This is a genomic window from Pseudomonas sp. THAF187a (genome assembly GCF_009363395.1).
Taxonomy (GTDB): domain Bacteria; phylum Pseudomonadota; class Gammaproteobacteria; order Pseudomonadales; family Pseudomonadaceae; genus Aquipseudomonas; species Aquipseudomonas khazarica.
On record NZ_CP045349.1, the window covers coordinates 1,344,308 to 1,371,088 of the forward strand.

At 65.5% G+C, this 26,781-nt stretch carries 22 protein-coding genes; 10 read left to right on the forward strand and 12 right to left on the reverse strand.

Going from position 1 to position 26,781, the window contains the following annotated elements; all coding sequences use genetic code 11:
• The first annotated feature begins 59 nt into the window (after positions 1-59).
• Complete coding sequence (locus FIV02_RS06160; RefSeq protein WP_152488126.1) at positions 60-1,205, forward strand: mandelate racemase/muconate lactonizing enzyme family protein; 1,146 nt, start codon at positions 60-62, stop codon at positions 1,203-1,205.
• Positions 1,206-1,275: 70 nt separating this feature from the next.
• On the opposite strand, the gene FIV02_RS06165 is transcribed toward FIV02_RS06160, so the two are convergent.
• The 5 genes from FIV02_RS06165 to FIV02_RS06185 form a co-directional block, all read right to left on the reverse strand.
• Entirely contained in the window at positions 1,276-2,535 is a 1,260-nt protein-coding gene (locus FIV02_RS06165) for a hypothetical protein (protein WP_152488127.1), read from the reverse strand.
• Between the two features lie 180 nt (positions 2,536-2,715).
• Positions 2,716-4,236, reverse strand: a complete 1,521-nt coding sequence (locus FIV02_RS06170; protein WP_047588753.1) for a tripartite tricarboxylate transporter permease — start codon at positions 4,234-4,236, stop codon at positions 2,716-2,718.
• Positions 4,237-4,245: 9 nt separating this feature from the next.
• Entirely contained in the window at positions 4,246-4,755 is a 510-nt protein-coding gene (locus FIV02_RS06175) for a tripartite tricarboxylate transporter TctB family protein (RefSeq protein WP_134677295.1), read from the reverse strand.
• A 66-nt stretch (positions 4,756-4,821) separates the two neighbouring features.
• Positions 4,822-5,799 (reverse strand): tripartite tricarboxylate transporter substrate binding protein, encoded by a 978-nt coding sequence (locus FIV02_RS06180; RefSeq protein WP_037047135.1) that lies wholly within the window; start codon positions 5,797-5,799, stop codon positions 4,822-4,824.
• Positions 5,800-5,833: 34 nt separating this feature from the next.
• A complete protein-coding gene (locus FIV02_RS06185) occupies positions 5,834-7,228 on the reverse strand; it encodes an enolase C-terminal domain-like protein (protein WP_152488128.1) in 1,395 nt (464 codons plus the stop codon).
• A gap of 546 nt (positions 7,229-7,774) precedes the next feature.
• Here FIV02_RS06185 and kdgD point away from each other — a divergent pair.
• The 8 genes from kdgD to FIV02_RS06225 all read left to right on the forward strand — a co-directional run bounded on the left by kdgD (position 7,775) and on the right by FIV02_RS06225 (position 17,441).
• A complete protein-coding gene (gene kdgD / locus FIV02_RS06190; protein ID WP_152488129.1) occupies positions 7,775-8,686 on the forward strand; it encodes a 5-dehydro-4-deoxyglucarate dehydratase in 912 nt (303 codons plus the stop codon).
• A 100-nt stretch (positions 8,687-8,786) separates the two neighbouring features.
• Positions 8,787-10,136, forward strand: a complete 1,350-nt coding sequence (gene gudD, locus FIV02_RS06195) for a glucarate dehydratase (protein WP_152488130.1) — start codon at positions 8,787-8,789, stop codon at positions 10,134-10,136.
• 55 nt (positions 10,137-10,191) lie between these two features.
• Positions 10,192-11,517 carry an MFS transporter gene (locus FIV02_RS06200; protein WP_152488131.1) on the forward strand — a complete coding sequence of 442 codons (1,326 nt, stop codon included), beginning with the start codon at positions 10,192-10,194 and terminating at the stop codon, positions 11,515-11,517.
• A gap of 23 nt (positions 11,518-11,540) precedes the next feature.
• On the forward strand, positions 11,541-13,097 hold the full coding sequence (gene garD / locus FIV02_RS06205; protein WP_152488132.1) for a galactarate dehydratase: 1,557 nt from the start codon (positions 11,541-11,543) through the stop codon (positions 13,095-13,097).
• Between the two features lies 1 nt (position 13,098).
• Complete coding sequence (locus FIV02_RS06210; protein ID WP_152488133.1) at positions 13,099-14,517, forward strand: FAD-binding oxidoreductase; 1,419 nt, start codon at positions 13,099-13,101, stop codon at positions 14,515-14,517.
• 58 nt (positions 14,518-14,575) lie between these two features.
• Positions 14,576-15,514 (forward strand): 2-hydroxyacid dehydrogenase, encoded by a 939-nt coding sequence (locus FIV02_RS06215; RefSeq protein WP_152488134.1) that lies wholly within the window; start codon positions 14,576-14,578, stop codon positions 15,512-15,514.
• Positions 15,515-15,753: 239 nt separating this feature from the next.
• On the forward strand, positions 15,754-16,683 hold the full coding sequence (locus tag FIV02_RS06220) for an ABC transporter ATP-binding protein (protein ID WP_047591735.1): 930 nt from the start codon (positions 15,754-15,756) through the stop codon (positions 16,681-16,683).
• A complete protein-coding gene (locus FIV02_RS06225; RefSeq protein ID WP_037047162.1) occupies positions 16,680-17,441 on the forward strand; it encodes an ABC transporter permease in 762 nt (253 codons plus the stop codon). The genes FIV02_RS06220 and FIV02_RS06225 overlap by 4 nt, the downstream gene beginning before the upstream one ends.
• Before the next feature lie 270 nt (positions 17,442-17,711).
• On the opposite strand, the gene FIV02_RS06230 is transcribed toward FIV02_RS06225, so the two are convergent.
• From FIV02_RS06230 to FIV02_RS06240, 3 genes are all read right to left on the reverse strand, one after another.
• A complete protein-coding gene (locus tag FIV02_RS06230) occupies positions 17,712-18,104 on the reverse strand; it encodes a protease inhibitor I42 family protein (protein ID WP_037047429.1) in 393 nt (130 codons plus the stop codon).
• Positions 18,105-18,230: 126 nt separating this feature from the next.
• A complete protein-coding gene (lon, locus tag FIV02_RS06235) occupies positions 18,231-20,627 on the reverse strand; it encodes an endopeptidase La (protein WP_037047164.1) in 2,397 nt (798 codons plus the stop codon).
• A 61-nt stretch (positions 20,628-20,688) separates the two neighbouring features.
• On the reverse strand, positions 20,689-21,393 hold the full coding sequence (locus FIV02_RS06240; protein WP_152488135.1) for a hypothetical protein: 705 nt from the start codon (positions 21,391-21,393) through the stop codon (positions 20,689-20,691).
• Between the two features lie 251 nt (positions 21,394-21,644).
• On the opposite strand from FIV02_RS06240, the gene FIV02_RS06245 reads away from it, so the two are divergent.
• Positions 21,645-22,394 (forward strand): AraC family transcriptional regulator, encoded by a 750-nt coding sequence (locus tag FIV02_RS06245; RefSeq protein ID WP_134677311.1) that lies wholly within the window; start codon positions 21,645-21,647, stop codon positions 22,392-22,394.
• Positions 22,395-22,401: 7 nt separating this feature from the next.
• Here FIV02_RS06245 and FIV02_RS06250 read toward each other — a convergent pair whose 3' ends face one another.
• From FIV02_RS06250 to FIV02_RS06265, 4 genes are all read right to left on the reverse strand, one after another.
• The gene (locus FIV02_RS06250; RefSeq protein ID WP_152488136.1) at positions 22,402-23,559 is read right to left on the reverse strand and encodes an AAA family ATPase; all 1,158 of its coding nucleotides are present in this window, start codon (positions 23,557-23,559) and stop codon (positions 22,402-22,404) included.
• Between the two features lies 1 nt (position 23,560).
• Entirely contained in the window at positions 23,561-24,433 is an 873-nt protein-coding gene (locus FIV02_RS06255; protein WP_152488137.1) for an RNA ligase family protein, read from the reverse strand.
• Positions 24,434-24,674: 241 nt separating this feature from the next.
• The gene (gene lpcA / locus FIV02_RS06260; protein WP_152488138.1) at positions 24,675-25,262 is read right to left on the reverse strand and encodes a D-sedoheptulose 7-phosphate isomerase; all 588 of its coding nucleotides are present in this window, start codon (positions 25,260-25,262) and stop codon (positions 24,675-24,677) included.
• Positions 25,263-25,426: 164 nt separating this feature from the next.
• On the reverse strand, positions 25,427-26,716 hold the full coding sequence (locus FIV02_RS06265; protein ID WP_152488139.1) for a M18 family aminopeptidase: 1,290 nt from the start codon (positions 26,714-26,716) through the stop codon (positions 25,427-25,429).
• Positions 26,717-26,781: the final 65 nt, after the last annotated feature.

A 26,781-nucleotide genomic window follows, 5' to 3' on the forward strand; every position in this document is an offset into this window, starting at 1 on the left:
CTCGCGTCCATCATCGACGGGCCGGCGCTGCCTTGCCGGCCCTGATCGAGGAGAAGAGGATGAGTATCGAGCATTACAACCCCGACCCCGTGCGCTGGGTCGGTCTGCGTTCCGTCGAGCTGCCGCTGGCGCGGGCGGTGAGCGATGCCAAGGTGTCCACCGGGCGCCAGTTGCCGCTGGCGGCTGTCAGCCTGCTGTTCGTCGAGCTGCAGACGGAACAGGGCCAGCACGGCCTGGGGTTCACCTACACCCTGCGTACCGGCGGCCCGGCGCAGTACGTACAGGCGCTGGAACTGGCGCCGCTGCTGATCGGCGAGGACCCCAACGATATCGCCCGGCTGTGGAGCAAGCTGAGCTGGGCCAGTGCCTCCATCGGTCGCAGCGGCCTGGCGGTGCAGACCATCGCGGCGTTCGACAGCGCGTTGTGGGATCTCAAGGCGCGCCGTGCGGGGCTGCCGCTGGCCAAGCTGCTCGGCGCCCAGCGCGAGGCGGTGCCTTGCTACAACACCTCCGGAGGCTACCTGCAGGCCCCCATCGAGGAGGTCATCGAGCGTGCCGGCCAGTCGCTGGCGCGCGGCATCGGTGGGGTCAAGCTCAAGGTCGGCCAGCCGGACCAGGCCGCAGACCTGCGCCGCGTGCAGGCCTTGCGCCAGGCGCTGGGCGATGACGTCGCGCTGATGGTCGACGTCAACCAGCAGTGGGACCGCACCACGGCGCTGCGCATGGGCAAGGCGCTGGAGGAGCTGAACCTGGTGTGGATCGAGGAGCCGCTGGACGCCCACGATCTGGCGGGGCACGCCGCGCTGTCGGCGCAGCTGGTCACGCCGGTTGGCAGCGGCGAGATGCTCAGCAGCGCGGCCGAGGCCTGTGCCTACGTCGAGCAGGGCGCGGTGGACGTGATCATGCACGACGCCCCGCGTGTCGGTGGGATCACGCCATTCCTGCAGGTGGCCGAGGCGGCGCGCCGGCGCGGCATGGTCATGGCGCCGCATTTCGTCATGGAGATCCACATCCACCTGGCGGCCGCCTACGAGCACGCCACCTGGGTCGAGCACTTCGAATGGCTGGAGCCGCTGTTCGAGGAGCGCTTGCAGATCGCCGATGGCTGCATGCAGGTGCCGATGCGCCCGGGGCTGGGGCTGACGCTCAGTGAGCGGGTCGGCGGCTGGACGGTGCAGCAGGCGGAAATCGGACAGCGCGGTTGATGATGGCAGGACAGGAGGAGCGCCAACGCCTGTGGTGCTCCTCCTGGCTGACCAACGCCGTTGGCATTTGCTAGCGGATCAGCTCCAGTGAGGTGATCGTGTAGTCGTTTTCGCTGGAATCCGAAACCGACTTCAGTGTCATGGCGACACCGAGATCCTCGATGAAGGCGCGGGTGGTTTGGTAGTTCCCTTGGTTGCACTCGAGTTCGATGGCGTCTCCGGAGAGCGACTCGAATACCTGGCGGGCAGGAAAGCGTCCGCCTACCTTGCACTCCAGAAAGGTGTTCACGGGTTCGTCCTGAGGGGTTGGGGGAACGTTTTCATGGTGCATTCTTGCGCTCAGGACCTGACCGCTGCTCCAGCTTGCAGGGATTGCAGCTTCCAGCGTCTGGGTCACGAGTACGTTGCTGACTCCCATGCCGTTCATCTTTGCCTTCAGTTGGACGAGGTCCGCTTTGACGAGACGGTCGACATGAAAAGTCTCGCTGTAGGTTTCTTTCTTTCTCAGTAGCGATCCTTCGGCATCGAGTGCTATCGATACCGAAGAAGGTGCTTGGTTGCCATTTGTCTGTGACCGGTACGTATAGCGCAACGACTTGAACTTCGGCTGCAGGAGAGGAGCGTCAATCGCGTTGGTCAGGCCCTCCGGTAACGCCACGCTGTCCATGGACGTATCAGGCACTTCCTGGGGGTAGTCAGTCGCTGGAATGTCCGGGCGTAACGCTGCGAGGGTCGCGGCATCGACGGCACCCTGCAGGGAACAACTGATGCGGGTTTGGGCGCTTTGCCCGGTTACCGGCTCAATCAGCAGCACCCGCTCGAGGCGCTTGGTGCCCGGGGCTCCGGGGATCGGCGGGATCATCTGCCAGCGATTGCCATCCTTGATTTCACTGCGAACGTAGGTCGGGCCAAGTGATTGCAAGCGTTCGGGGTGATCCATCAGCTTGCCGAGCTGTCGAGCGACGTCCTCCGCGCTGCCTTCTGCGATGAAACCCCAGAACAGGTAGTAGCCCATCGTCCCGAGGTCAGAGCTTTCGTCCGAGTAGGACAGTAGCTTTATACCGGCGACCTCCGGCGTGTGGCGCACTGGGACGGAGTTCGCCGAGCGACGGGCTCGGTTTTCAACTGCAATCCAGGCAACCTCGCCTGCACGCTCGATCGGTACGTATTGCTCCCAGGTTTTACTGTGGGCCTGAATGCTCGAGAAGAAGCTGGCATCACAGTTGGCGAATGCCTTGAGCGTATCGGACAGTCCGCTATCACTGGCGTGTGCGGTGGAGGACAGCAGCAGGGTTGAGGCGAGAAGGGCGGTGCGGTTTATGCGGTTCATCGAACAGACTTTCCATATCTTCGATTGGGAGCGTTGGTGCTCTGGCGGCATTATCCGATGCTGCCTGTTCCCGAACAATACGACCTGTACCGGCTAGCTGAGCGCAGGGCGCCCCGCCTGCCGTCGAGGCAGGGCAAAAAAGAGGCCGCGTGTGCGGCCTCTTGTGTTCAACGCCCCGTCTCAGGTGCGGAGGATCTCGTTGATCGCGCTGGGCTTCGGGCGCAGCGCGCTGAACACCTGCCAGAGCACGAATGCCAGGGCCAGGCCGAGGAAGGTGCCGGCGATGGGGTTGGTGAAGAAGTCGGCGAAGTTGCCGTCCGACAGCATCAGGCCCCGGCGCAGGTTGGTCTCCGCCATCGGCCCGAGGATGAAGCCGATGATGAACGGCGCCGCCGGCATGCCGGCCTTGACGAAGCCGTAGCCGAGCAGGCCGAACAGCAGGATCGACCAGACGTCGAACAGGCGGCTGGACAGGCCGAAGGCACCGACCACGCAGAGCACCAGGATGATCGGCAGGAGGATGTGCTTGGGCACGTCGAGCAGCTTGATGAACAGGCGCAGGCCGTAGAACTCCATGAACAGCATCATGCAGGTGGCGACGATCAGCGCGGCGAAGATGGTGTACACCAGCGGCCCCTGGCTGATGAACAGCAGCGGACCGGGCTGGATGCCGTGAATCAGGAAGCCGCCGAGCATGATCGCGGTCACGGTGTCGCCGGGGATGCCCAGGGTCATCAGCGGCATCATGGCGCCACCGACCCCGGCATTGTTGGCCGTTTCGCTGGCCACCACGCCGCCGATGTTGCCCTTGCCGTAGGTATCACCATCCTTGGCGCGCTTCTTGGCGATGATGTAGGACACCAGGTTGGAGGTGCCGGCGCCGATGCCGGGGAGGATGCCGATGCCCAGGCCGATCGCTCCGGAGCGGGCGGCGTTGGGCAGTTGCTCGCGGAACTCCTTGAGCGAGAAGCCGAAGCCCTTGATGTTCTTCATGCTCACCGACCTGGCCTTGCCCTGCACCGCATGGCGACCGCTCTCGGCAAGCTTGATGATCTCGGCCACGGCGAACATGCCGATCATCACGGTGAGCATGGAAAAGCCACCGTTGAGTTCATTGATGCCGAAGGTGAAGCGGCGGATGGCCTCCACGGGGGCGATGCCGACCGTGGAGACGGCGATCCCCAGGGCGCCGGCGAACAGGCCCTTGACCATGGAACCGGCTGACAGGGTGGCGATCAGGGTCAGGGAGAACACGGCGATGGCGAAGTATTCGTGCGGGCCGAAACTCAGCGCCACCTTGGCTAGCTGCGGCGCGATGAACATCAGCGCGACGATGCTGAAGATGGTGCCGAGAAAGGAGAAGACGATGCCGACACCGAGCGCCTTGACCCCTTCGCCTTTCTCCATCAGCGGGCCGCCGTCGAACACCGTGGCGATGGAGGAGGGCGTTCCGGGAATCTTCAGCAGGATTGCCGAGATCAGGCCGCCCGAGGTCGCCCCGATGAACAGCGCCACCAGCAGCGAAAGGCCCGCCTGCGGTCCCATGGTGAAGGTCAGCGGCAGGCACAGCGCCACCGCCATGGTGGCGGACAGCCCCGGTACGGCACCGAAGACGATGCCCATGGCCACGCCAACGGCCATCAGCATCAGGATATGGATGGAGAAGACGGCACCGAAGCCTTGCTGGAGTAATTCGAGCATGGTCGATCCTCAGAGGAAGTTGTTCAGCAGGCCAGCGGGCAGCATCAGATCGAAGGCCTCGCGGAACAGCAGGAAAATGGCGGCGGAGCTGACCACGGCAATCAGCAGGTAGCTCAGGTGGCGAATCTTCTGGTTCACCGGAGTCAGCACGATGAACTGCAGGTAGAGGTAGACCACGGTCATCAGCGGAAAGCCCACGGGGCCGAGCAGGGCGATGTAGCCCAGGATCAGCAGCAGGGTCTTGATGACGGTCTTCGGTTCGATGATGCCGGGTGCCGGCTCTTCGTTCTTGCCCGCAGGCTGGCTTGGCGTTTCGCCTGCCACACGGGGTTTGCTGGAAAAGGCACTGATCAGTTGCATGACGCCCAGCAGCGACAGGAATCCGGCCAGGAGGGTGGGAACGGTGGCGGCGTCCACACCTTCATGGCCTGGCAGCTGTTTGGCCATCACCAGATAGGCCAGGCTGGCGCCGAGCATGGCGACGCCAATGAGCAGTTCTTTCTTGTTCAGGGTGTTCATCGCGTACCTCGATGTTCTGAGGTGCAACACCGGCCGGATCGACACGGGCCGGTGTTGCGTTAGGGCTTACTTGGCCTTGCGCAGGTCATCCTTGAACTGCATGAAGTCTTCGCGGGTCTTGGCCAGGATCGCTTTCGCATCCTCGGTGGCGAAGTAGGATACCGGCTGTTTGAACTTCTTCAGGTCCTCGGCGTACGCGGGCACTTCGGTGATCTGCTTCATCAGGTCGGACATCTTCTTGACGATGGCCGGATCGGTGCCTTTCGGGAAGGCGACCACGTAGGGCTTGTCCATGGTGATGTCGAGGCCCTGCTCCTTGAGGGTCGGCACCTCGCCCAGCATGGCGTTGCGCTCCGCGTTGGGCTGGCCCAGGGCGACCATCTGGCCTCCTTTGACGTAGTCCTGCACCGAACCGTAGGTGATCGCGCCCATGTCCAGGCGGCCGCCGAGCATACCGACCACGCGGTCGGACACGGTGCCGCCGTCGACCATCTTCAGCTTGGCGCCGGTCAGTTTCTCCAGCATCAGGCCCTGGATGTGCGAGAAGCTGCCCATCTCGGTGCCGTAGGTGATGCTGCCGGGGTTGGCTTTCGACTTGTCGACCAGGTCCTGCATGCTGGTCACGCCGGACTGCTTGGAGGCGACGAACACGGTGCTCTTGTCGACGCCGGCGATGCAGGCGATGTCGAAGGTCTCGTAGCTGTCTTCGGTGAGCCCGGCCACTTCGTTGACGATCAGCTGGCCCGGGTGGGTGAAGAGAATGGTGTTGCCATCCGCTGCGGCGCCCTTGACCTGTTCGGCGGCCAGGGTGCCACCACCACCGGCGACGTTGGTCACGACCATGGTCTTGCCGGTGATCTGGTTGAAGTACTTGGCCATGGTGCGGGCATTGAAGTCGGTGTCGCCGCCGGGGTTGGCGATGACCACCACCTGGATCGGACGAGTCGGCCAGTTGACCTCATCGGCGAACGTCGCGGCGTGGGTGACCAGGGCACCGATGCCGACCAGGGCAGAAAGGAGGGAGGCGCGGAATGTTTTTTTCATTGGAATACTCCGGTGTGGATGAAAGCCGCTTGAGTCAGTTGCGGCCGAGGCTGGGACGTTTCGGGTCGTATTGCCAACCCGGAACCAGGTACTGCATGGCCATGGCGTCGTCACGCGCGCCATTGGCCACTTTCTTGTAAAGCTCGTGGGCGGCCATGATCCGCTCCATGTCCGGCTCGATGCCGAGGCCGGGCTTGTCGGGGACCTCCACCTGACCCGCGACGATCTGCAAGGGTTCACGGGTCAGGCGCTCGCTGCCTTCCTGCCAGATCCAGTGCGTGTCGATGGCGGTGACGCGGCCCGGCACGGCGGCTGCCGCATGGGTGAACATGGCCAGGGAAATGTCGAAATGGTTGTTGGAGTGCGAGCCCCAGGTCAGGCCGAATTCCTCGCACACCTGGCCGAGGCGCACGGCGCCCTGCATGGTCCAGAAGTGCGGGTCGGCCAGCGGGATGTCGACGGCTTCGAGGCGCAGCGAGTGGCCCATCTGGCGCCAGTCGGTGGCGACCATGTTGGTGGCGGTGGGAATGCCGGTGGCGCGCTTGAACTCGGCCATCACTTCGCGGCCCGAGTAACCGTTCTCCGGCCCGCAGGGGTCTTCGGCATAGGCCAGCACATGACCCTGACCCTGGCACAGGGCGATGGCTTGCTCCAGCGACCAGGCGCCATTGGGGTCGAGGGTCACGCGCGCATCCGGGAAGCGTGCCTTGATCGCGCGGATGGCGTCCATCTCTTCGGCGCCGTGCATCACGCCGCCCTTGAGCTTGAAGTCGTTGAAGCCATAGCGGGCATGCGCGGCTTCGGCCAGGCGGGCGATCGCCTCGGGCGTCAGCGCGGCCTGGTGGCGCAGGTGGTACCAGTCATCGCTCGAACCCTGGCCGCTGAGGTAGGGCAGGTCGGTACGCTGGCGCTCGCCTATGTAGAAGAGGTACGCCAGCATCGGCACGCGGTCGCGCTGCTGGCCGCTGCCGAGCAGCTCGGCGACGGGGACGTCGAGATGCTGGCCGAGCAGGTCGAGCAGGGCCGCCTCGACGGCGGTGATCACGTTGTCCAGGCGCAGGTTGATTTCGTGGGGCTGCTTCAGCACCCGTGCTTCGGATTCCGAGGTGACCTGGTGCTGGGTGGTCTGCGGCCCTTTGCCCGGCCCGGCGATCGCCTGGCGCAGGCGATTGAGCACGCGGTTGTAGCGCCCGACCGGCTGGCCGAGCACCAGCTCGCGGCAGCGCTCCAGCGCCTGGCGGATACCTTCGCCGCCAGGGACTTCACCACAACCGACACGGCCTGCGTTGTCCCTGAGCAGCACCAGGTTGCGCGTGAAGTAGGGGGCGTGAGCGCCGCACAGGTTGAGCAGCATGCTGTCATGGCCGGCAACAGGAATGACCTGCATCTCGATGACATGTGGCGTGCTGGTGGAGGAGGCTTCGTACATCTTGGCAGGGGCTCCGAACTGGGCGCGGCCCTCGGCCGCTATGGCAAGGGGGCGGTTCAGTCGAGCAGCGCGGCCGGCAGGGGCGCAGGGCTGCAAGGCGTGAGAGCAGGGGCGAAGATGGCCGCGAAGCCGGCTTGGGGCGTACGCTGCGGGCAATCGCTGGCTGCAACGCAGGCGCTGGCGCAGAGGAGGTGAGCGGCAGTGACGGTCGATGACATGACCTGGGCCTCGCTTGTTTTTATTGGAATGTCATAGGTTGTCGTATGACTTGGTGAAATTAGTACCAGCCTGTTCCTGGCCTGTCAACGCTCCTCATGCGTCTCGATGATTGCGTTGCCATCTGCCTTGACCTATGGGTCGGGACCTGTTTACGTCTGGCTTTGCCGTCTAGGGCAGGTTTTTCCGGGGATGAGGGAAATGGCACCGGGATGTGCGACGAACGGAGGGTATAAAAACTGGTGTTTTTTTTATTGTTGTACGATAACGTATCTCTACAGCTGCGGCTGACGTCATTCCTCACAACTCGCTTTACAGGGTGTTCGCATAATGAATCCACAAGAACTTAAGTCCATCCTCTCCTCCGGTCTGCTGTCTTTCCCCGTGACCGACTTCGATGCTGCCGGTGATTTCCATCAGGCGGGCTACGTGCGCCGCCTGGAGTGGCTGGCACCCTACGGTGCATCCGCCCTGTTCGCTGCCGGTGGCACCGGCGAGTTCTTTTCCCTGGCGCCGAGCGAGTACAGCGCCGTGATCAAGACGGCCGTGGATACCTGCGAGAAGAGCGTGCCGATCCTCGCCGGCGTGGGTGGCCCGACCCGCGTGGCCATCCAGATGGCTCAGGAAGCCGAGCGCCTGGGCGCCAAGGGGCTGCTGCTGCTGCCGCACTACCTGACCGAAGCTTCTCAGGAGGGCGTCGCCGCTCATGTCGAGCAGGTGTGCAAGTCGGTGAACATCGGCGTGGTGGTCTACAACCGTAACGTCTGCCGCCTCAATGCCAGCCTGCTGGAGCAGGTCGCCGAGCGCTGCCCGAACCTGATCGGCTACAAGGATGGCCTGGGTGACATCGAGCTGATGGTGTCGATCCGTCGCCGCCTGGGCGAGCGCCTGACCTATCTTGGCGGCCTGCCGACAGCCGAAGTCTATGCTGCTGCCTACAAGGCCCTGGGTGTGCCGGTCTATTCGTCGGCGGTGTTCAACTTCATCCCGAGAACCGCGATGGCCTTCTACAAGGCGATTGCCGCCGATGACCACGCCACCGTCGGCAAGCTGATCGATGACTTCTTCCTGCCGTACCTGGATATCCGCAACCGCCGTGCCGGTTACGCCGTGAGCATCGTCAAGGCCGGTGCCAAGATCGTCGGCTACGATGCCGGCCCGGTGCGTGCGCCGCTGACCGACCTGCTGCCGGAAGAATACGAAGCGCTGGCCAAGCTGATCGAAGCGCAAGGCGCGCAGTAAGCGCCACGGGTGCCCTAGGGCCCCCGCATGCCGTTGTCCCCTCGAACGGGGCAACGGCCCGCTGTTCGTCGAACCCCATAAGAACAACAGGGTAACCTTGATGAATTCACAGACGCCTGCCGCCATCGGCACCCCGCTGATCACCGAGCTGCAAGTCGTACCGGTCGCCGGTCAGGACAGCATGCTGCTCAACCTGAGCGGTGCCCATGGTCCGTATTTCACCCGCAACATCCTCATTCTCAAGGACAGCGCCGGTCACCTCGGTGTCGGCGAAGTCCCCGGCGGCGAGGGCATTCGCAAGACCCTCGAAGACGCCCGCGCGCTGCTCGTCGGCCAGCCGGTCGGCAACTACAACGCATTGCTCAACCAGGTGCGCCGTGCCTTCGCCGACCGCGACAGCGGTGGCCGTGGCCTGCAGACCTTCGACCTGCGCATCACCATCCACGCGGTCACCGCGCTGGAGTCGGCGTTGCTCGACCTGCTCGGCCAGCACCTCGGCGTGCCGGTGGCGGCGCTGCTCGGCGAGGGCCAGCAGCGCGACGCGGTGGAGATGCTCGGCTACCTGTTCTTCGTCGGCGACAAGGGCAAGACCGATCTCGGCTACCGCGACGAGGCCGAGGCCGATGACGAATGGTTCCGTGTGCGCAACCAGACCGCGCTGACCCCGGAGACCATCGTCCGTCAGGCCGAGGCCGCGCACGCCCGCTATGGCTTCAACGATTTCAAGCTCAAGGGCGGCGTGCTCCATGGCGAGGCCGAGGTCGAGGCGATTCGCGCCCTGGCGGCGCGCTTCCCGGAGGCGCGTGTGACCCTCGACCCCAACGGCGGCTGGTCGCTGGACGAAGCCATTGCCCTGTGCCGCGACCTGCATGGTGTGCTGGCCTATGCCGAGGACCCCTGTGGCGCCGAGAACGGCTACAGCGGACGGGAGGTGATGGCCGAGTTCCGTCGCGCCACCGGCCTGCCGACCGCGACCAACATGATCGCCACCGACTGGCGGCAGATGGGCCACACCATCTCCCTGCAATCGGTGGACATCCCCCTGGCCGACCCGCATTTCTGGACCATGGCCGGTTCCGTGCGCGTGGCGCAGATGTGCAACGACTGGGGACTGACCTGGGGCTCGCACTCCAACAACCACTTCGACATCTCCCTGGCCATGTTTACCCATGTCGCCGCTGCGGCGCCGGGACGCGTCACGGCCATCGACACCCACTGGATCTGGCAGGACGGCCAGCACCTGACGCGCAACCCGCTGCGCATCGAAGGTGGCCTGGTACAGGTGCCGAAGGCCCCAGGCCTGGGCGTGGAGCTGGACTGGGATGCGCTGGCGCAGGCGCACGAGCTGTACAAGGCCAGGGGCCTGGGCTCGCGCGACGACGCCAGCGCCATGCAGTACCTGATTCCGGGCTGGAGCTTCAACAACAAGAAGCCCTGCCTGGTGCGTTGAATCGGCAGGCCCGGCCCCGAGGCCGGGCTTTGCCAGCCTGCCGCGAGTCGTCCAGATGCAAGCCGCCCAATCCGGCCGGGTGCGTTACCGCATCCTGCTGATGCTGTTCCTGGTGACCACGGTCACCTTTGCCGACCGCTCCAGCCTGTCCATTGCCGGTACTGCCCTGCAGGCCGGCCTGGGTATCGATGCGGTAGCCCTCGGCTATATCTTCTCGGCGTTCGGCTGGGCCTATGTGATCGGGCAGATTCCCGGTGGCTGGTTGTTCGACCGTTTCGGCACCAAGCCGGTCTACACCCTGGCGCTGTTCGCCTGGTCGCTGCTGACCCTGCTGCAGGGGTTCGTCGGCTGGTTGCCGACCACCTGGGCCGTCAGCAGTCTGTTCCTCCTGCGCCTGCTGGTGGGGTTCGCCGGCGCGCCGTGCTTTCCGGGCAACGCCCGGGTCACGGCGTCCTGGTTCCCTTCGGCCGAGCGCGCCACCGCCACGGCCATCGCCGGTTCGGCGCAGTACGCCGCCACGGCCCTGTTCGCGCCGCTGATGGGTTGGGTGGTGCAGGCCCTCGGCTGGCAATTCGTCTTCATCATTCTCGGCTGCCTGGGCCTGGCGCTGTCGCTGCTGTGGCTGAAGAACCTGTACGTCCCGCGCGAGCATCCGCTGCTGGGCGCGGCGGAGCTGCAGCTGCTGGAGCAGGGCGGGGCGCTGGTCGACCTCGACCAGCGCAGTGGCGCCGGCGGCCCGCAGTGGCGTCACCTGCGCCTGCTGCTGACCCAGCGCACCCTGCTCGGCATCTACCTGGGGCAGTACTGCAACAACGCCATCACCTATTTCTTCCTCACCTGGTTTCCGGTGTACCTGATCCAGGCTCGCGGCATGAGCATCGTCGGTGCCGGCTTCGCCGCCGCGGTGCCGGCCATCAGTGGCTGCATCGGCGGCGTGCTCGGCGGGCTGCTGTCCGACGGCCTGCTGCGCCGTGGCCATTCGCTGACCCTGGCGCGCAAGCTGCCCAGCGTGTTCGGCCTGCTCCTGTCGTGCAGCCTGGTGCTGTGCATCTTCGTCGAGAGCGACGCCGCGGTGGTGGCGCTGATGACCCTGGCCTTCTTCGGCAAGGGCCTGGGCTCGCTGGGCTGGACGCTGGTCGCCGACACCGCGCCCCGGCAGATCCTCGGCCTGTGCGGCGGGCTGTTCAACACCTTCGGCAACCTGGCGGCGATCACCACGCCGATCATCATCGGCTACCTGGTCAGCCTCACCGGCTCGTTCGACGGCGCGCTGCTGTACGTCGGCGCCAATGCCCTGCTCGCGGTTGTCGGCTTTACCCTTATCGTCGGTCGTATTCACAGGCTCGAGCTGCCGGCCGATGGCCACAGCGCGGCGGCCTGAGCGCAAAACAGGAGAACCCATCCATGCAGTTGATTCCCCATCAGGATTCGCCCCGTTACATCCGCCTGCACCCGAGCGACAACGTCGGCGTGGTGGTCAACGACCAGGGTGTGGCCGCCGGCGGCCGCTTCGACGATGGCCTGACGGCCACCTGCGGCATTCCGCAGAGCCACAAGGTGGCGCTGCAGGACATCGCCGAAGGCGGCGAGGTGGTGCGCTACGGCGAGGTCATCGGCTATGCCCTCGAGCCCATCGCCGCTGGCAGCTGGGTTACCGAGCAGGTGCTGCGCATGCCCGAGCCGCCGCTGCTGGACAATCTGCCCAAGGCGACCATCAAGGCCGTACCCGGCGAGCCGCTGGAAGGCTACACCTTCGAGGGCTTCCGCAACCCGGACGGCAGCGTCGGCACCCGTAACATCCTTGGCGTGACCACCACCGTGCAGTGCGTGGTCGGTGTGCTCGATCACGTGGTCGAGCGGGTGCGCCGGGAACTCCTGCCCAGGTACCCCAACGTCGATGACGTGGTGGCGCTGTCGCACAGCTATGGCTGCGGCGTGGCGATCAATGCGCCGGATGCCGTGGTGCCGATCCGCACCCTGTACAACATCAGCCGCAATCCCAACTTCGCCGGCCAGGCGCTGGTGATCAGCCTCGGCTGCGAGAAGCTGCAGGCCAGCCAGCTGATGGATGGCGACCTGCTGACCAACGGCATGGACGAGGAGGACTGGCTGTTCCGCCTGCAGGACTCCGGCAGCGGCTTCGCCGGCATGGTCGAGCAGATCATGGGCATGATCGAGGCGCGCCTGCAGGTCCTCGACCTGCGCCGCCGCGAAACGGTGCCCGCGAGCGAGCTGGTGGTGGGCATGCAGTGCGGCGGCAGCGACGCCTTCTCCGGCATCACCGCCAACCCGGCGCTCGGTGTGGCCGCCGACCTGCTGGTGCGCGCCGGCGCCACGGTGATGTTCAGCGAGAACACCGAGGTGCGTGACGGTATCCATCTGCTCACTCCGCGTGCCGCCAGCGTCGAGGTGGCCGATGCGCTGATCCGCGAGATGGACTGGTACGACCGCTACCTGCAGCGCGGCATGGCCGACCGCAGCGCCAACACCACGCCGGGCAACAAGAAGGGCGGGCTGAACAACATCGTCGAGAAGGCCATGGGCTCGATCGCCAAGTCCGGCAACAGCCCGATCGCCGGGGTGGTCGCGCCGGGCGAGCGCATTCGCGGCAAGGGCCTATGGTTCTGCGCCACGCCGGCCAGCGACTTCATCTGCGGCACGCTGCAACTGGCGGCGGGGATGAACCTGCATATCTTCACCACCGGGCGCGGCACGCCCTACGGGCTGTCCATGGTGCCGGTGATCAAGGTGGCCACGCGCACCCAGCTGGCCGAGCGCTGGCCCGACCTGATCGACGTCGACGCCGGGCAGATCCTCTCCGGACGCATGACCCTGGAACAGATGGGCTGGTACATCTTCCAGCTCTACCTGGACATCGCCAGTGGCCGCAAGCAGGCCTGTGCCGAGCGCCTGCGCCTGCACAATGACCTGGTGCTCTTCAACCCGGCGCCGGTGACCTGAGATGACACGACTTCCCGAAGACCTGCTCCCGGCCCTGCGCGACGCACTGGGCGAGGCCGGCCTGATCACCGATGCCGAGCGCATGCAGAGCTACCTCAGCGACTGGCGCAACGCCTACCGTGGCCAGGCTGCGGCGGTGTTGCGCCCGGGCACGACCGAGGAGGTCGCGGCGGCGGTTCGCCTGTGCGCGCAGGCCGGCGTCGCGCTGGTGCCGCAGGGCGGCAATACCGGCCTGTGTGGCGGCTCGATTCCGGATGCGTCGGGGGCGCAGATGGTGCTGTCGCTGACCCGTCTGAAGCGCATCCGCGAGGTGGATGTGGCCAACGCCACCATCACCGTCGAGGCCGGCGTGATCCTGCAGCAGCTGCAGGACGCGGCAGCCGAGGTCGGTCGTCTGTTCCCGCTGTCGCTGGGCGCCGAAGGCAGCTGCACGATCGGCGGCAACCTGGCGACCAACGCCGGCGGCACGGCCGTGCTGCGCTACGGCAACATGCGCGACCTGGCGCTCGGCCTGGAGGTGGTACTGCCTGACGGGCGCATCTGGGATGGCCTGCGCGGCCTGCGCAAGGACAACACCGGCTACGACCTCAAGCAGCTGTTCATCGGCAGCGAAGGCACGCTCGGCATCATCACGGCTGCCGTGCTCAAGCTGTTCCCGGCGCTGCGCAGCCTGACCACCGCCTGGGTCGCCCTGCCCAGTCCGCAGGCAGCCGTGACGTTGCTCGGGCAGATGCGCGGGCTGTGCGGCGACCGCCTGACCGGCTTCGAGCTGATGTCGCGGCAAAGCCTGGAGTTCGTCCTGCGCCATGTCGCGGGCGCCAGCGATCCCTTCGCCGAGGGGCATCCCTGGTACGTCCTGATCGAGCTGAGCGACACCCAGCCCGATGCCGCGTTGAACGACCTGCTGGAGCAGGGCCTGGGCGAAGCCTTCGAACAGGCGCTGGTGCTCGACGCCGTGGTCGCCGGCAGCCAGGCCCAGGTCGAGGCCCTGTGGGCGCTGCGCGAAGGCATTTCCGAGGCGCAGAACCACGAGGGGCCGAGCCTCAAGCACGACATCAGCGTGCCGGTCAGCCGCATCCCCGACTTCATCGCGCGTACCGACCGGGCGCTGCAGCAGGCCTTTCCCGGCGTGCGCGTCGTGGCCTACGGTCACGTCGGCGACGGCAACCTGCATTACAACATCAGCAAGCCGCCCGGCAGCGACGATGCGCCCTTCAAGGCCCAGGCCGAGGCGATCATGCGGGTGATCTATGACTCGACCCTGGAGGATGACGGCAGCATCAGTGCCGAGCATGGCCTGGGGCAATCCAAGCGTGCGGCGGCGCAGCACTACAAGGCGCCGCTGGAACTGGAGCTGATGCGCAGCATCAAGCAGGCACTCGATCCCGCCGGGCTGATGAACCCGGGCAAGCTGTTGTGAACCCGACCGATATCCACGCCGCTGACGGCGTCCACAGACCGACGAGAGAGGAGGCATCATGAGCAAGGTTCGAGTGTTGCAAGTCGCGCCGCTGAGCGAGCGTTTCAATCGTGAGCTGGCCGAGCGGTACGAGGTCTGCGCCCTGTGGCAGCAGGCCGATCCGCTGGCTTTCCTGCGTGAGCAGGGCGAGCGGTTTCGCTACCTGGTGTCGTCGGCGCGCTTCGGTTGCAGCGCCGAGCAACTGGCGCTGCTGCCCAATCTCGAGGCGATCAGCAGTTTCGGCGTTGGCTACGACCCCTATCCGCTGGAGCTGCTGCGTGATCGCGGCATCGCCATCAGCACCACCCCGGATGTGCTCAACGACTGTGTCGCCGACCTGGCCTTTGGCCTGATGCTCGACAGCGCCCGGCGCCTGAGCGAGTCCGACCGTTTTACCCGCAGCGGTGCCTGGAACGGTGCGGCGTTCCCGCTGGGGCGGCGGGTCAGTGGCAAGCGTCTGGGCATCGTCGGCATGGGGCGCATCGGCGAGGCGGTGGCCTTGCGGGCGTCGGGCTTCTCCATGTCGGTGCGCTACCACAACCGGCGCCCGGTCGCGGGCAGCAGCTACCAGCATGAGCCGGACCTGCTGGCGCTGGCGCGCTGGGCGGACTTCCTGGTGCTGACCTGCCCCGGCGGCAAGGCGACCCATCACCTGATCGACGCGGCGGTGCTCGCGGCGCTGGGCAGCGATGGTTTCCTGATCAACGTGGCGCGTGGTTCGGTGGTGGACGAACCGGCGCTGATCGACGCCTTGCAGAACAATGTGATCGCCGGGGCCGGTCTGGACGTCTACGAGCAGGAACCCCTGGTGCCGGCGGCGCTGCGCGAGCTGGACAACGTGGTACTGCTGCCGCACGTCGGCAGTGCCAGTGTCGAGACACGCCAGCAGATGGCCGACCTGGTGCTGGACAACCTGCGTGCTTATATCGACACCGGCACGCTGCTGACTCCGTTGTAGGGCGGCTACAACCCGCCAACCAGGGCGGCGGGTTTCACCCGGCCTATGGTCCTGAATACGCCGGGTTGGCAATCGCTGCCTGGCCTATCGTTGCCGCGCCACAAGCGCGGCGATCGTTTCTTTCCTCTCCTGCTGCATCCCGGCGCACCACAAGTGCGCCGTTTTTCATGCCGCGCGATGATCGGGCCGCACAAGCCCTGTAGACTGCGGTGTTTTCCGCAGGCAAGGGATCAGTCACCGTGCAGTCGGTCATTACCATCGAACAATTGAACAAAACCTATGCATCGGGCCACCCGGCCCTGCAGGGTATCGACCTGGACATTCGCCAGGGCGAGATCTTCGCCTTGCTCGGCCCCAACGGTGCCGGCAAGACCACCCTGATCAGCATCATCTGCGGCATCGTCAACCCCGGCGAGGGCAGGGTGCTGGTCGGTGGCAAGGACATCGTCCGCGACTACCGTGCGGCCCGCTCGCAGATCGGCCTGGTGCCGCAGGAACTGGTCAGCGACGTGTTCGAAACCGTGTGGGCCACGGTCAAGTTCAGCCGTGGCCTGTTCGGCAAGAAGCCCGATCCGGCCTACCTGGAGCAGCTGCTCAAGGACCTCTCGCTGTGGGACAAGCGCAACGCCAAGATCATGGAGCTGTCCGGCGGCATGAAGCGCCGGGTGATGATCGCCAAGGCGCTCTCCCATGAGCCGCAGATCCTCTTTCTCGACGAGCCCACCGCCGGTGTCGACGTCGAGTTGCGCCGCGATATGTGGAACATGGTGCGGCGCCTGCGCGAGCGCGGCGTGACCATCATCCTGACCACCCACTACATCGAGGAGGCCGAGGAAATGGCCGATCGCATCGGGGTGATCAGCGCCGGAAGGATCGTGCTGGTGGAGGACAAGCAGGTGCTGATGCACAAGCTGGGCAAGAAGCAGCTGACCCTGCAACTGCAGCAGCCGCTGTCCTGCGTGCCGGCCGAGCTGGCGCGCTACGGCCTGGAACTGGCGGACCAGGGCCATGCGCTGGTGTACACCTTCGATGCCCAGCACGAAAACACCGGCATCGCCGAACTGCTGCGTGATCTGGCGCAGCACGGCATCGATTTCAAGGACCTGCAGTCGAGCCAGAGTTCGCTGGAGGAGATCTTCGTCGGTCTGATCAAGGAGGCGCGCGCATGAACCTGTATGCCATCAAGGCCATCTACCTGTTCGAGCTGGCGCGCACCTGGCGCACCCTGCTGCAGAGCATCGCCACCCCGGTGATCAGCACGTCGCTGTACTTCGTGGTGTTCGGCTCGGCCATCGGCTCGAGCATGACCCAGGTGCAGGGGGTGAGCTACGGCGCCTTCATCATTCCCGGGCTGATCATGCTGGCGCTGCTGACCGAGAGCATTTCCAACGCCTCGTTCGGCATCTACATGCCCAAGTACTCGGGGAGCATCTACGAGATTCTCTCGGCGCCCGTCTCCTACCTGGAGATTCTCATCGGCTACGTCGGTGCGGCGGCGACCAAGTCGGTGATCCTCGGCGTGGTGATCCTGATCACGGCGCGGCTGTTCGTCGACTTCGAGATCCAGCACCCGCTGTGGATGGTGGCGTTTCTGCTGCTCACGGCGCTGACCTTCAGCCTGTTCGGCTTCATCATCGGCGTCTGGGCCGATGGCTGGGAGAAGCTGCAGATCGTGCCGGCGCTGATCGTCACGCCGCTGACCTTCCTGGGCGGCGCCTTCTACTCCATCAGCATGTTGCCGCCGACCTGGCAGACGGTGACCCTGTTCAATCCGGTGGTGTACCTGATCAGTGCCTTCCGCTGGAGCTTCTACGGGGTGTCCGACGTCAACGTCGGCGTCAGCCTGGCGATGGTGCTGGGCTTCCTGCTGCTGTGCATCGCCCTGGTGGGCTGGATCTTCAAGAGCGGTTACCGCCTCAAGAGCTGATGCCGCGCCTGTACTCGGCTAACGTCGTGCGAGCCTCAAACTGTAGGAGCGGCTGCAGCCGCGAAACGAGGGCGCGAGGGCATCATGCCCTGCTCATGCTCAGCCGGTAGGGCGGCTGAAACCCGCCATGAATAGGTGGCGGGTTGCACCCGCCCTGCGAGTCGTCGCGGCTGAAGCCCTCTCACAGACGGCGTAGGGTGGATGTCGCTTTTCACATCCACCACCCGGCCGGATCGACAAGGCGCGATCCAGCCTGAGCAGTCGTCTGTCTCACTTCACCCGCAGTTCGCAGTCGAAGGTATCCGCGGGCGGTACGCTCGGCTCCCACGGCTGCTGGTAGGTCAGCAGCAGGCGTCCCTCGCCCGGCTCGCGGGCGCTGAAGCGCCAGGTGGAGATACCGCCTGCGCCCACCAGACCGGCATCCTCCGGGTTGGTGTAAACCTCCGGGCCAAGGCTTTGCAGCACGTTCGTCGCCGTGTCGCGGAGCATCCAGCGGAAGCCGGTGGTGGGGTTGCTGGGCAGGCTGAGAATCAGCAACTGGCCCTTGGTCAGCGTCAGTGGGCACTGCCGATCCTTCTTCAGCTCCAGCGTGCCGGACTGATGGGCGCAGGCCGTGAGCAGTGCCAGGGCGGACAGGGTGAGCAGGCGCAAGGGGGCGTGCATGATGAACTCCAATCGATGAAACCTGGCTCAGCATAGCCGCACGAGCAAGCCTCAAGCTACAGGTTGCACGCGACAAGCCGAAGCGCGCGCCGCTCTTTCCTGCAGCTTGAAGCTGGCCGTCAGCGGCTATTCGAAAAGCACCTTGGCCACGTCGCCAAAGCGTCTGGCGAAGTGTACCGTCAGGCCTTCCTTGAGGTAGTCGGGCAGCTCTTCGTAGCTGCCGCGGTTGGCTTCCGGCAGGATCAGCTCATGCAGCTTCTGCCGGCGCGCCGCGATGACCTTCTCGCGCACACCGCCGATCGGCAGGACCTGGCCGGTGAGGGTCAGCTCACCGGTCATGGCCACGCCTTTCTTCGGCGCCTGGTCGCGTGCCAGGGAAAGCAGGGCGCTGGCCATGGTGATCCCCGCGCTGGGACCGTCCTTGGGCGTGGCGCCTTCCGGCACGTGCAGGTGGACGAAGGCCTGGTCGAAGAAGCTCGGGTCGCCGCCGAACTGCTTCAGGTGCGAGCTGACGTAGCTGTAGGCGATCTCCGCCGACTCCTTCATGACGTCACCGAGCTGCCCGGTGAGCTTGAAGCCGCGATTGAGGGTGTGGATGCGCGTCGCCTCGATCGGCAGGGTGGCGCCACCCATGCTGGTCCAGGCCAGGCCGGTGATCACCCCGGTACCCGCCAGTACCCGCTCGTTGCGGAACACCGGCATGCCGAGGGCCTCTTCCAGGTCCTTGGCACCGATGCGGATCTTCGCCTCGGGGTCGTCCAGCAGTTTCACCACGGATTTGCGCACCAGCTTGCCCAGCTGTTTCTCCAGCTGGCGCACGCCGGCTTCACGGGCGTAGCCCTCGATCACCGCGCGCAGGGCGGCATCGCTGATGCCCAGGCGTGATTTCGGTACGCCGGCCTTTTCCAGCTGCTTCGGCCACAGGTGGCGCTTGGCGATGGCCAGCTTTTCCTCGGTGATGTAGCCGGACAGGCGGATCACCTCCATGCGGTCGAGCAGCGGCCCGGGAATCGAGTCGAGGGTGTTGGCGGTGCAGACGAACAGCACCTTGGACAGGTCCAGGCGCAGGTCCAGGTAGTGATCGAGGAATTCGACGTTCTGCTCCGGGTCCAGCGTTTCCAGCAGCGCCGAGGCCGGGTCGCCCTGGTAGCTGGTGCCCATCTTGTCGATCTCGTCGAGCATGATCACCGGGTTCATCACCTCGGCTTCCTTGAGGGCCTGGACCAGCTTGCCGGGCATGGCGCCGATGTAGGTGCGGCGGTGGCCCTTGATCTCGGCCTCGTCGCGCATGCCGCCCAGCGAGAAGCGGTAGAACGGCCGGCCGAGGGATTCGGCGATCGACTTGCCGATGCTGGTCTTGCCCACGCCGGGCGGGCCGACCAGCAGCACGATGGAGCCGGCGATCTCGCCCTTGAAGGCGCCGACCGCGAGAAACTCGGTGATGCGCTGCTTGATGTCGTCCATGCCGGCATGGTGCTTGTCCAGCACCTTGCGCGCGTGACCGAGGTCGAGCTTGTCCTGGCCCTGGATGCCCCAGGGCAGGGCGGTGGCCCAGTCGAGGTAGTTGCGCGTGACGGCATACTCCGGAGAGCCGGCCTCCAGGATCGACAGCTTGTTCAGTTCTTCGTCGATGCGCTTCTGCGCGGCGGCCGTCAGGGTCTTGCCTTCCAGGCGGGCGAGAAACTCTTCGCGGTCGGCGCTCTTGTCGTCCTTGCTGATGCCCAGCTCCTGCTGGATCAGCTTCAGCTGTTCCTTGAGGAAGAATTCGCGCTGGCGCTCGCCGATCTGCTTGTTGACCTCGGCTGACAGCTCCTTCTGCAGGCGGCCGACCTCGACCTCCTTGCGCAGCAGCGGCAGCACCTTCTCCATGCGCTTGAGCATGGGCACGGTGTCCAGCACCTCCTGCAACTCATGGCCGGAGGCGGTGGTCAGGGCGGCGGCAAAGTCGGTGAGCGGCGACGGCTCGTTGGGGCTGAAGCGATTGAGGTAGTTCTTCAGCTCTTCGCTGTACAGCGGGTTGAGCGGCAGCAGTTCCTTGATCGCGTTGATCAGCGCCATGGCGTAGGCCTTGACCTCGTCGCGCGGATCGGCAGGCGCCTGCGGGTACTCCACCTCGGCCAGGTACGGGCCACGGCGGCTGAGCCAGCCACGAATGCGCACGCGGGTCAGGCCCTGGGCGACGAACTGCAGCTTGCCGCCTTCCTCGCTGACATGGTGCAGGCGCACCAGCGTGCCGTGCTCCGGCAGGCTGTCGAGGTCGAACTCGCCGTGCTCGTCGGGCGGCGTGTCGACGTAGAACACCGCCAGGGATTTGTGCTCGGTATTCTCCACGCGCTTGAGCGTGCGCCCCCATGGGTGCTCGTTGACCATCACCGGCAGGACCTGCGCCGGGAAGAACGGGCGGTTGTTGATGGGGATGATGTAGAGCTTGTCCGGCAGTCGCTGCGCGGGCAGAACCAGGCCGGTCGCGCCAGGCTGTACGGTTTCGTCGACTGCTTCGGGGTGGATGTCCTGATCGTTCATGGAGCACCTTTGCTTGCACGTTGCTTGCTACATGGGGCGGCAGCGCCAGGTTTTCAACGCTTCAATCCAGGCCCAGGCGAATACCCTGCAGGCGTTGTTCGATCAACGGCGTGAGCAGGGCGAAGCAGTCATCCGGGCTCAGTTGCACCTGAGAGGACTCGATCAGCTCGGTCTGCAGGCGCTCGATCAGGGCCTGCAACGGCGGCGCTTGCTTCTGGCTCAGCAGGCGCTCGCAGAGAAAGCGCAGCTGCATCTGCAGCCCCGGCGGACAGCGCTCGTAGCTCGCTGCGCGAACCGCCAGGCCGCGCAGGCGAGAGAGGTCCTCGAGCGAACGGCAGGCTTCGCCCAGACCGCGGATGGCAGGCTGGTCGTGACGATAGAGGCGGTCTTCGAGTTGTTCGATCACCGCCAGCAGGGCTTCGATCAGGCGGCAATGCGCGTCGAAGTCGCCGGGCTTGCGCCGTAGCTGCGGCCAGTCCTGCTGCAGGGCTGGCAGCTGCAGGCTGGCGCCGGGCCAGTTCAGCCACAGGTCGTCGAGCTGCCGGGCCACTTGCGTGCGCTGCTCGAGGTTCCCGGCACCCTGCATGGCTCCCAGCCCGCGATGCAGCTGCAGTGCCTGGAGCAGGTCCAGGCAGCGCTGCGCGACCTGCCTGTGCTGCTGCAGGCGTGCCGACTGCTGGCGGGCCTCCTGGCGCTGGGTCAGCCAGAAGCTCAAGGCCAGCAGGGTGATCAACAGGGCGACGGCGAAGAGGGCGGCATGACTCATGGAGGCTCGTGGGGGGCGGCGTGCAGGTTCATCCTTCGATGAAGCAACTCCCCTGCCAGCCGCAGAAGGGGCGGATTCCGGCCGTACGCGCCTGTCGCAATGCACGGAAATGGAGCAGGCGACCGCACCTGGGGTACCTGATAGTGCCTGGGTTGCTAAAGGTGCAACCTTGTTGCTGATGGGTGGTTGCGGCGTTTTCTTGCGGAAAAGAGTAAAGTGCAACCCTTGTTTCGTGCTGTCAGTCTGCCGTTATGTTGCAAGCCCGTGTGATCCGCCTGGATGAACAGGCCCATGAACATGCCCATGATCATCATCAACTGGTGATGTCCCTGGTCGGTCGTGCCGAATTCGAGGTCGGTGGCCGTGGTGGGGAGGTCTGCCGCATGCGTGCCTGCCTGGTGCCCGGGGATGCGGCTCATCAGTTCGCCGGCATGGGCGAGAATCGCATGCTGATTCTCGACCTGGACGAGCAGGACACGCCCAGCGAGGACCTCGAACTGCTTCACCGCCTGTTCGAGAAGCCCTGCTACCCGGCGCTCGATGTCGACTTCCAGAACCTGCTCAATTACGCCGGCTCCGAGCTGGAGCGCTACGGCAGCGACTCGATCCTGGCGCGTTCGATCGGCGGCGTGCTGCTGCGTGCGCTGCACCTGCGGCTGTTCGGAGAACAGCGTCGTCCGGCGCAGGGCGCGCTGGACCTGCAGCGCCTCGATCACTACATCGGCGAGCACCTGGCGCGGCGCATCAGCGTTGCCGAGCTGGCCCAGGTGATGTGCCTGAGTCCGAGCCACTTCCATGCGCAGTTCAAGGACAGCGTCGGCCTCACCCCGCACCAGTACCTGCTCAAGACCCGTCTCGACCGGGCTGCCCGCCTGCTGCGCGAGAGCAACCTGCCGCTGGTACGGGTCGCCGAAGAGTGCGGCTTCTCCAGCCAGAGCGCCCTGACCACCGCGATGCGCCGCTACCTGGGGCTGACGCCCAAGCGGGTACGTGCCGCCTGAAGTCACCTCACCTTCTGCGCTCTGCGTCCTGTGTGCAGTAGCGTACCCGGTGTGCCTCGGTCGGTAGCGGTACTTCCCATTTGAACAGCATGCGCCGCAGCGCTTCATTGCTCAGGCTGGTATCGCGCTGCCTGTTGCGCTGGAAGATGGTCGCTTCGGGCATCTCCAGATAGACGATCTCGACCTGAGCCTGGTAGGCGTAAAGCAGGTCGAGTGTCTTCTTGCGCATCTGTGCCGACAAGTGGGTGGAGTTCCATACGAACGGGCGTTGTTCGCGCAGGAGCGCCTTGGCCTGTTCGATTGCATGGTGCGCTGCGGCGCCTTCGTTCTCGCCGTGGCGCAGGCCCAGCTGCTGGCGTGCGTCGTCGAAGGACACCACCGGCAGCTGCGGGTGCTGCTGCTCGACCCAGGTATTCTTTCCGCTGGCGGGCATGCCGGACAGCATGATCACCTGCGAGCCCGAGGGCTCATGCAGGGCGTAGTCCGGATGCACGCGGGCGCCGCGCAGGTACTGCACGCGGGTGTAGTCGTCGGCATAGGCACGCGGGCCGTGCAGGCAGCCTTCCTCGGCGGCGAGCTGGCGAAACAGTTCGATGTCGTCGAGTACGGCGGCCTTGCCGATGTAATCGCGGCCCTGCATGTCGGCCTCGGCCACCGCGCAGAGCATCCACACCGGCAACTCCCACGACAGCTTGTGAAGGATGAACTCGGCGCTGTGGCCGCTACGCGAGTCGCCCAGGGCGAAGAACGGCAATTGGTGCACCGCGATGATCCGGCAGATCTGCTCGCGCCACTCGAATGGTACGCCCGCGCGCCAGAGCAGCAGGCGCGTGTCCACTGCGCCGCGCCGCGAGTGGCCGGGTTGGCCGATGCGTCCGCTTTCGCTGTCGATCACCGTGGTATCCGGTTTGGCGATGTCGTGCAGCAGGGCGGCGAAGAACAGCACGAAGCGTTGCGCGTCAGTCGCTTGCTGGTACGCGCGCTGCTCGAGCAGCGCCTCGACCACCATGCAGGTGTGAATCCAGACATTGCCCTCTGCATGGTAATGGGCGTCCTGCGGGGTTTCGGCCAGCCGGTTGAGGGCCGGAATGGCCGCGAGGCAGGCTGCCGGGTCGAAGCGCTGGCCCGCGTCGGGCACCAGGCGCTGCAAGTGTTGAATGTCCATCTCAGTAACTCCCTGAATAACCCTCACGCGGGCCGTTCCAGTCCAGGGCCAGGCGAGGGGAATAAAGATCGGCCAGCGTGGCCAGCTGGTTGGCGATGAAAGGCTGGCTGGTGTGGTGCTGGTCGGCGTCGAGGATCGCCTGGACGAAGTCCTGGCGAACCCATTTGAGGCGAGAGCGGGTGCAGTGCTCGTCTTCCACCTTGAGGTACAGCCCTTCCATCTGGCTGGAGCGATCGCATTGACGCCAGGCACGAGGCAGGTCCAGTCCTTCACGCGCCACCGCTGCCTCGAAGGTTTCCTGCCAGATCGCGGACTTGGCCAGCGAATGGCCGACCAGCTCCAGCAGGTCTTCCAGGCGCCTGGGCGCCGGGCCCTCATGCAGTACCGGTACCGACAGCACCGGGCCGTCCTGCAGCAGGTGGCGCCTTGCTGCGGTGGAGAGGTACAGCCCCTGGGCGCGGTCCCAGATGTCGAACTCACAGAAGTAGTGCGGCAGCTGGTCGTAGAACACCGAGTGCTTCTTGTGCAGCCATTCGCCGAACAGCACGTAGCGGTCTTCCAGGCGTTCCAGTAACCAGCGTTCGTGGGCCACGGCCCACTGCTTGAACAGATTGAACTGCCGCTCGCGGCCGCCGCCGGTGAGGTAATGGCCGCGCGATTGCAGCAACAGCTCTCCGGCGCTGGAAAAGCTGATGCCGGCGTTGGCGCCATCGAGTTTTTCCTCGACCACCAGCCACTGGCCATGCAGTTCGTGGTAACGCACCTGGTCGGCGTTGCTGTCGCCAGGCTGCAGTCGCGAGCCTTGCAAATGCGGTGTACGTGGGTACTTGTGCAGTTCGAGGTTGTGCAGATTGCACGATGAATCCATGTTCATGGGTTTTCTCCTTGGGTATCAGGGAAAACCGACGACAGGACTCGAGCAGCAGGGCGTGGGAAGCGTCCGCGCAGGTGCGCGGGCAGCCATCAGGCGCGATGGACCGTCGTCGGTATCAGGCGAGTTGGCAGGTGCAGGGCACGTCGTTCACCACTTGGGAGATAGGTTGAATAGCGAAGGGCGCGCATTCAAACGCCAACCTGGCCGGTTGTCAAGCACGGCCAGGGGCAAGAAGGGCGTTTCAGGCGTAGTTCTGCGGGCTCAGCTTGCGTTCGATCAGCTCGATGAGGATGTGCAGCACTTTGATGTGCAGTTCTTGCACACGGTCGGCGAAGTCGCCGCCGGGGGCGCAGATGCACACGTCGGCCAGGTCTTCCAGCAGCGAGCCGGGCTTGCCGGTCAGGGCGATCACCTTCACGCCGAGCGCTTTGGCGGCTTCGGCGGCCTTGACCACGTTGGGGCTCTTGCCGCTGGTGCTGATGGCGATCAGCACGTCGCCTTCGCGGCCGTGCGACTCGATGTAGCGCGAGAAGATGAAGTCGTAGCCGAAGTCATTGGCCACGCAGCTGATGTGGCTGGGGTCGCTGATCGACACGGCGGCGATGCCGGGGCGGTTCCTGCGGTAGCGTCCGGTCAGCTCCTCGGCGAAGTGCATGGCGTCGCACATCGAGCCGCCATTGCCGCAGGAGAAGGCCTTGCCCTTGTGCTCGAAGCTCTCGACCAGCAGCTCGGCAGCACGCTGGATGTTGGCCAGGGTCTGTTCGTTGCCGAGGAAGGCTTCCAGCGCGCGCTGGGCTTCCTGCAGGCTGTTGCGGATATGTTCGATCATGGCAGGTCTTGGAACCTCTTTGGCAGTTTCGCGAGCCAGAGCCATGCAAGGCGAAAGCTGGCGAGAAAGCGGAGTTTACGCGTTGTAAATCGGCATTTCGACCGGGCTGGCGCTTCAGCCGGTGCAACACGGCAGGGCTGAAACGCAGCGGATTTCAACAGGTTTCAGGGCAGCTCGGGGCTCGAGTAGAACGCGGTCAGGACCTTCACCAGGTGATCCAGGTCATGGCTGCCGGCGAGTTCGCGAACCGAGTGCATGGCGAAGGTGGGCAGGCCGATATCGACCGTACGCACGCCCAGCTGGCTGGCGGTGATCGGGCCGATGGTCGAGCCGCAGCCCATGTCGCTGCGCACCACGAAGCTCTGCACCGGTACTTCGTTCTCCAGGCACAGGTGGCGGAAGAAGCCGGCGGTCTCGCTGTTGGTGGCGTAGCGCTGGTTGCTGTTGATCTTGATCACCGGGCCGGCGTTGAGTTTCGGGCCGTGGTTACCGTCGTGCTTGTCGGCGTAGTTCGGGTGTACGCCATGGGCGTTGTCGGCCGAGACCAGCAGCGAGCGCTGGATGGTGCGGACGAAACCCTCGCCTGTCGGCAGGACGCGGCGCAGTACCTGTTCGAGGAAGGGGCCGTCGGCGCCACAGGCCGAGCAGGAGCCGACCTCTTCGTGATCAGTGCACACCAGTACGCAGGTTTCTTCGTCGTTGGAGTCGATCAGCGCCTGCAGGCCGGCGTAGCACGACAGCAGGTTGTCCAGGCGCGCACTGGCGATGAAGTCCTGGTTGAGGCCGACGACGGCGGCGCTCTGGGTGTCGTAGAAACTCAGCTCGTAGTCGAGTACCGCGTCCGGGTTGAAGTCATGCTCCATGGCCAGCTGTTCGGCGAGCAGGGCGCGGAAGTCGGCGGTCTCGCTGCTGGCGAGCTGGGCGAGAATCGGCGGCAGCTCGGTCTGCGGGTTGATCGCCCAGCCCTGGTTGGCCTCGCGGTTGAGGTGGATGGCCAGGTTGGGGATCACGGCGATCGGCTGGTAGAAGTCGATCAGCTGGCTTTCCACCTTGCCGTCGCGCCGGTAAGTGACGCGGCCGGCCAGCGACAGGTCGCGGTCGAACCAGGGGGCGAGCAGGGCGCCGCCGTAGACCTCCACGCCGAGCTGGAAGTAGCCCTGGCGCTGCAGTTCCGGGCTGGGTTTCACCCGCAGGCAGGGGCTGTCGGTGTGGGCGCCGACCAGGCGCAGGCCGCCTTCGAGGGCCGGGCGCTTGCCCAGCTTGAAGGCGATGAGCGACGAGTCGTTGCGGGTCACGTAGTAGCGGCCGCCGGTCTCGAGATGCCAGGTCGCGCGTTCGTCCAGGTGGCGATAACCAGCCGCTTCGAGGCGCATGGCCAGGCTGGTGGTCGCGTGGAAAGGCGTGGGGGAGGCGTTGAGAAAGTCGATCAGCCCGATATTGAGTTCTTCGCGCATGCATGGCTCCAGACAGCGATGGCGCAGTTTAACCGTTTTACCCCGGCTTGGCAGAGACGTAACCG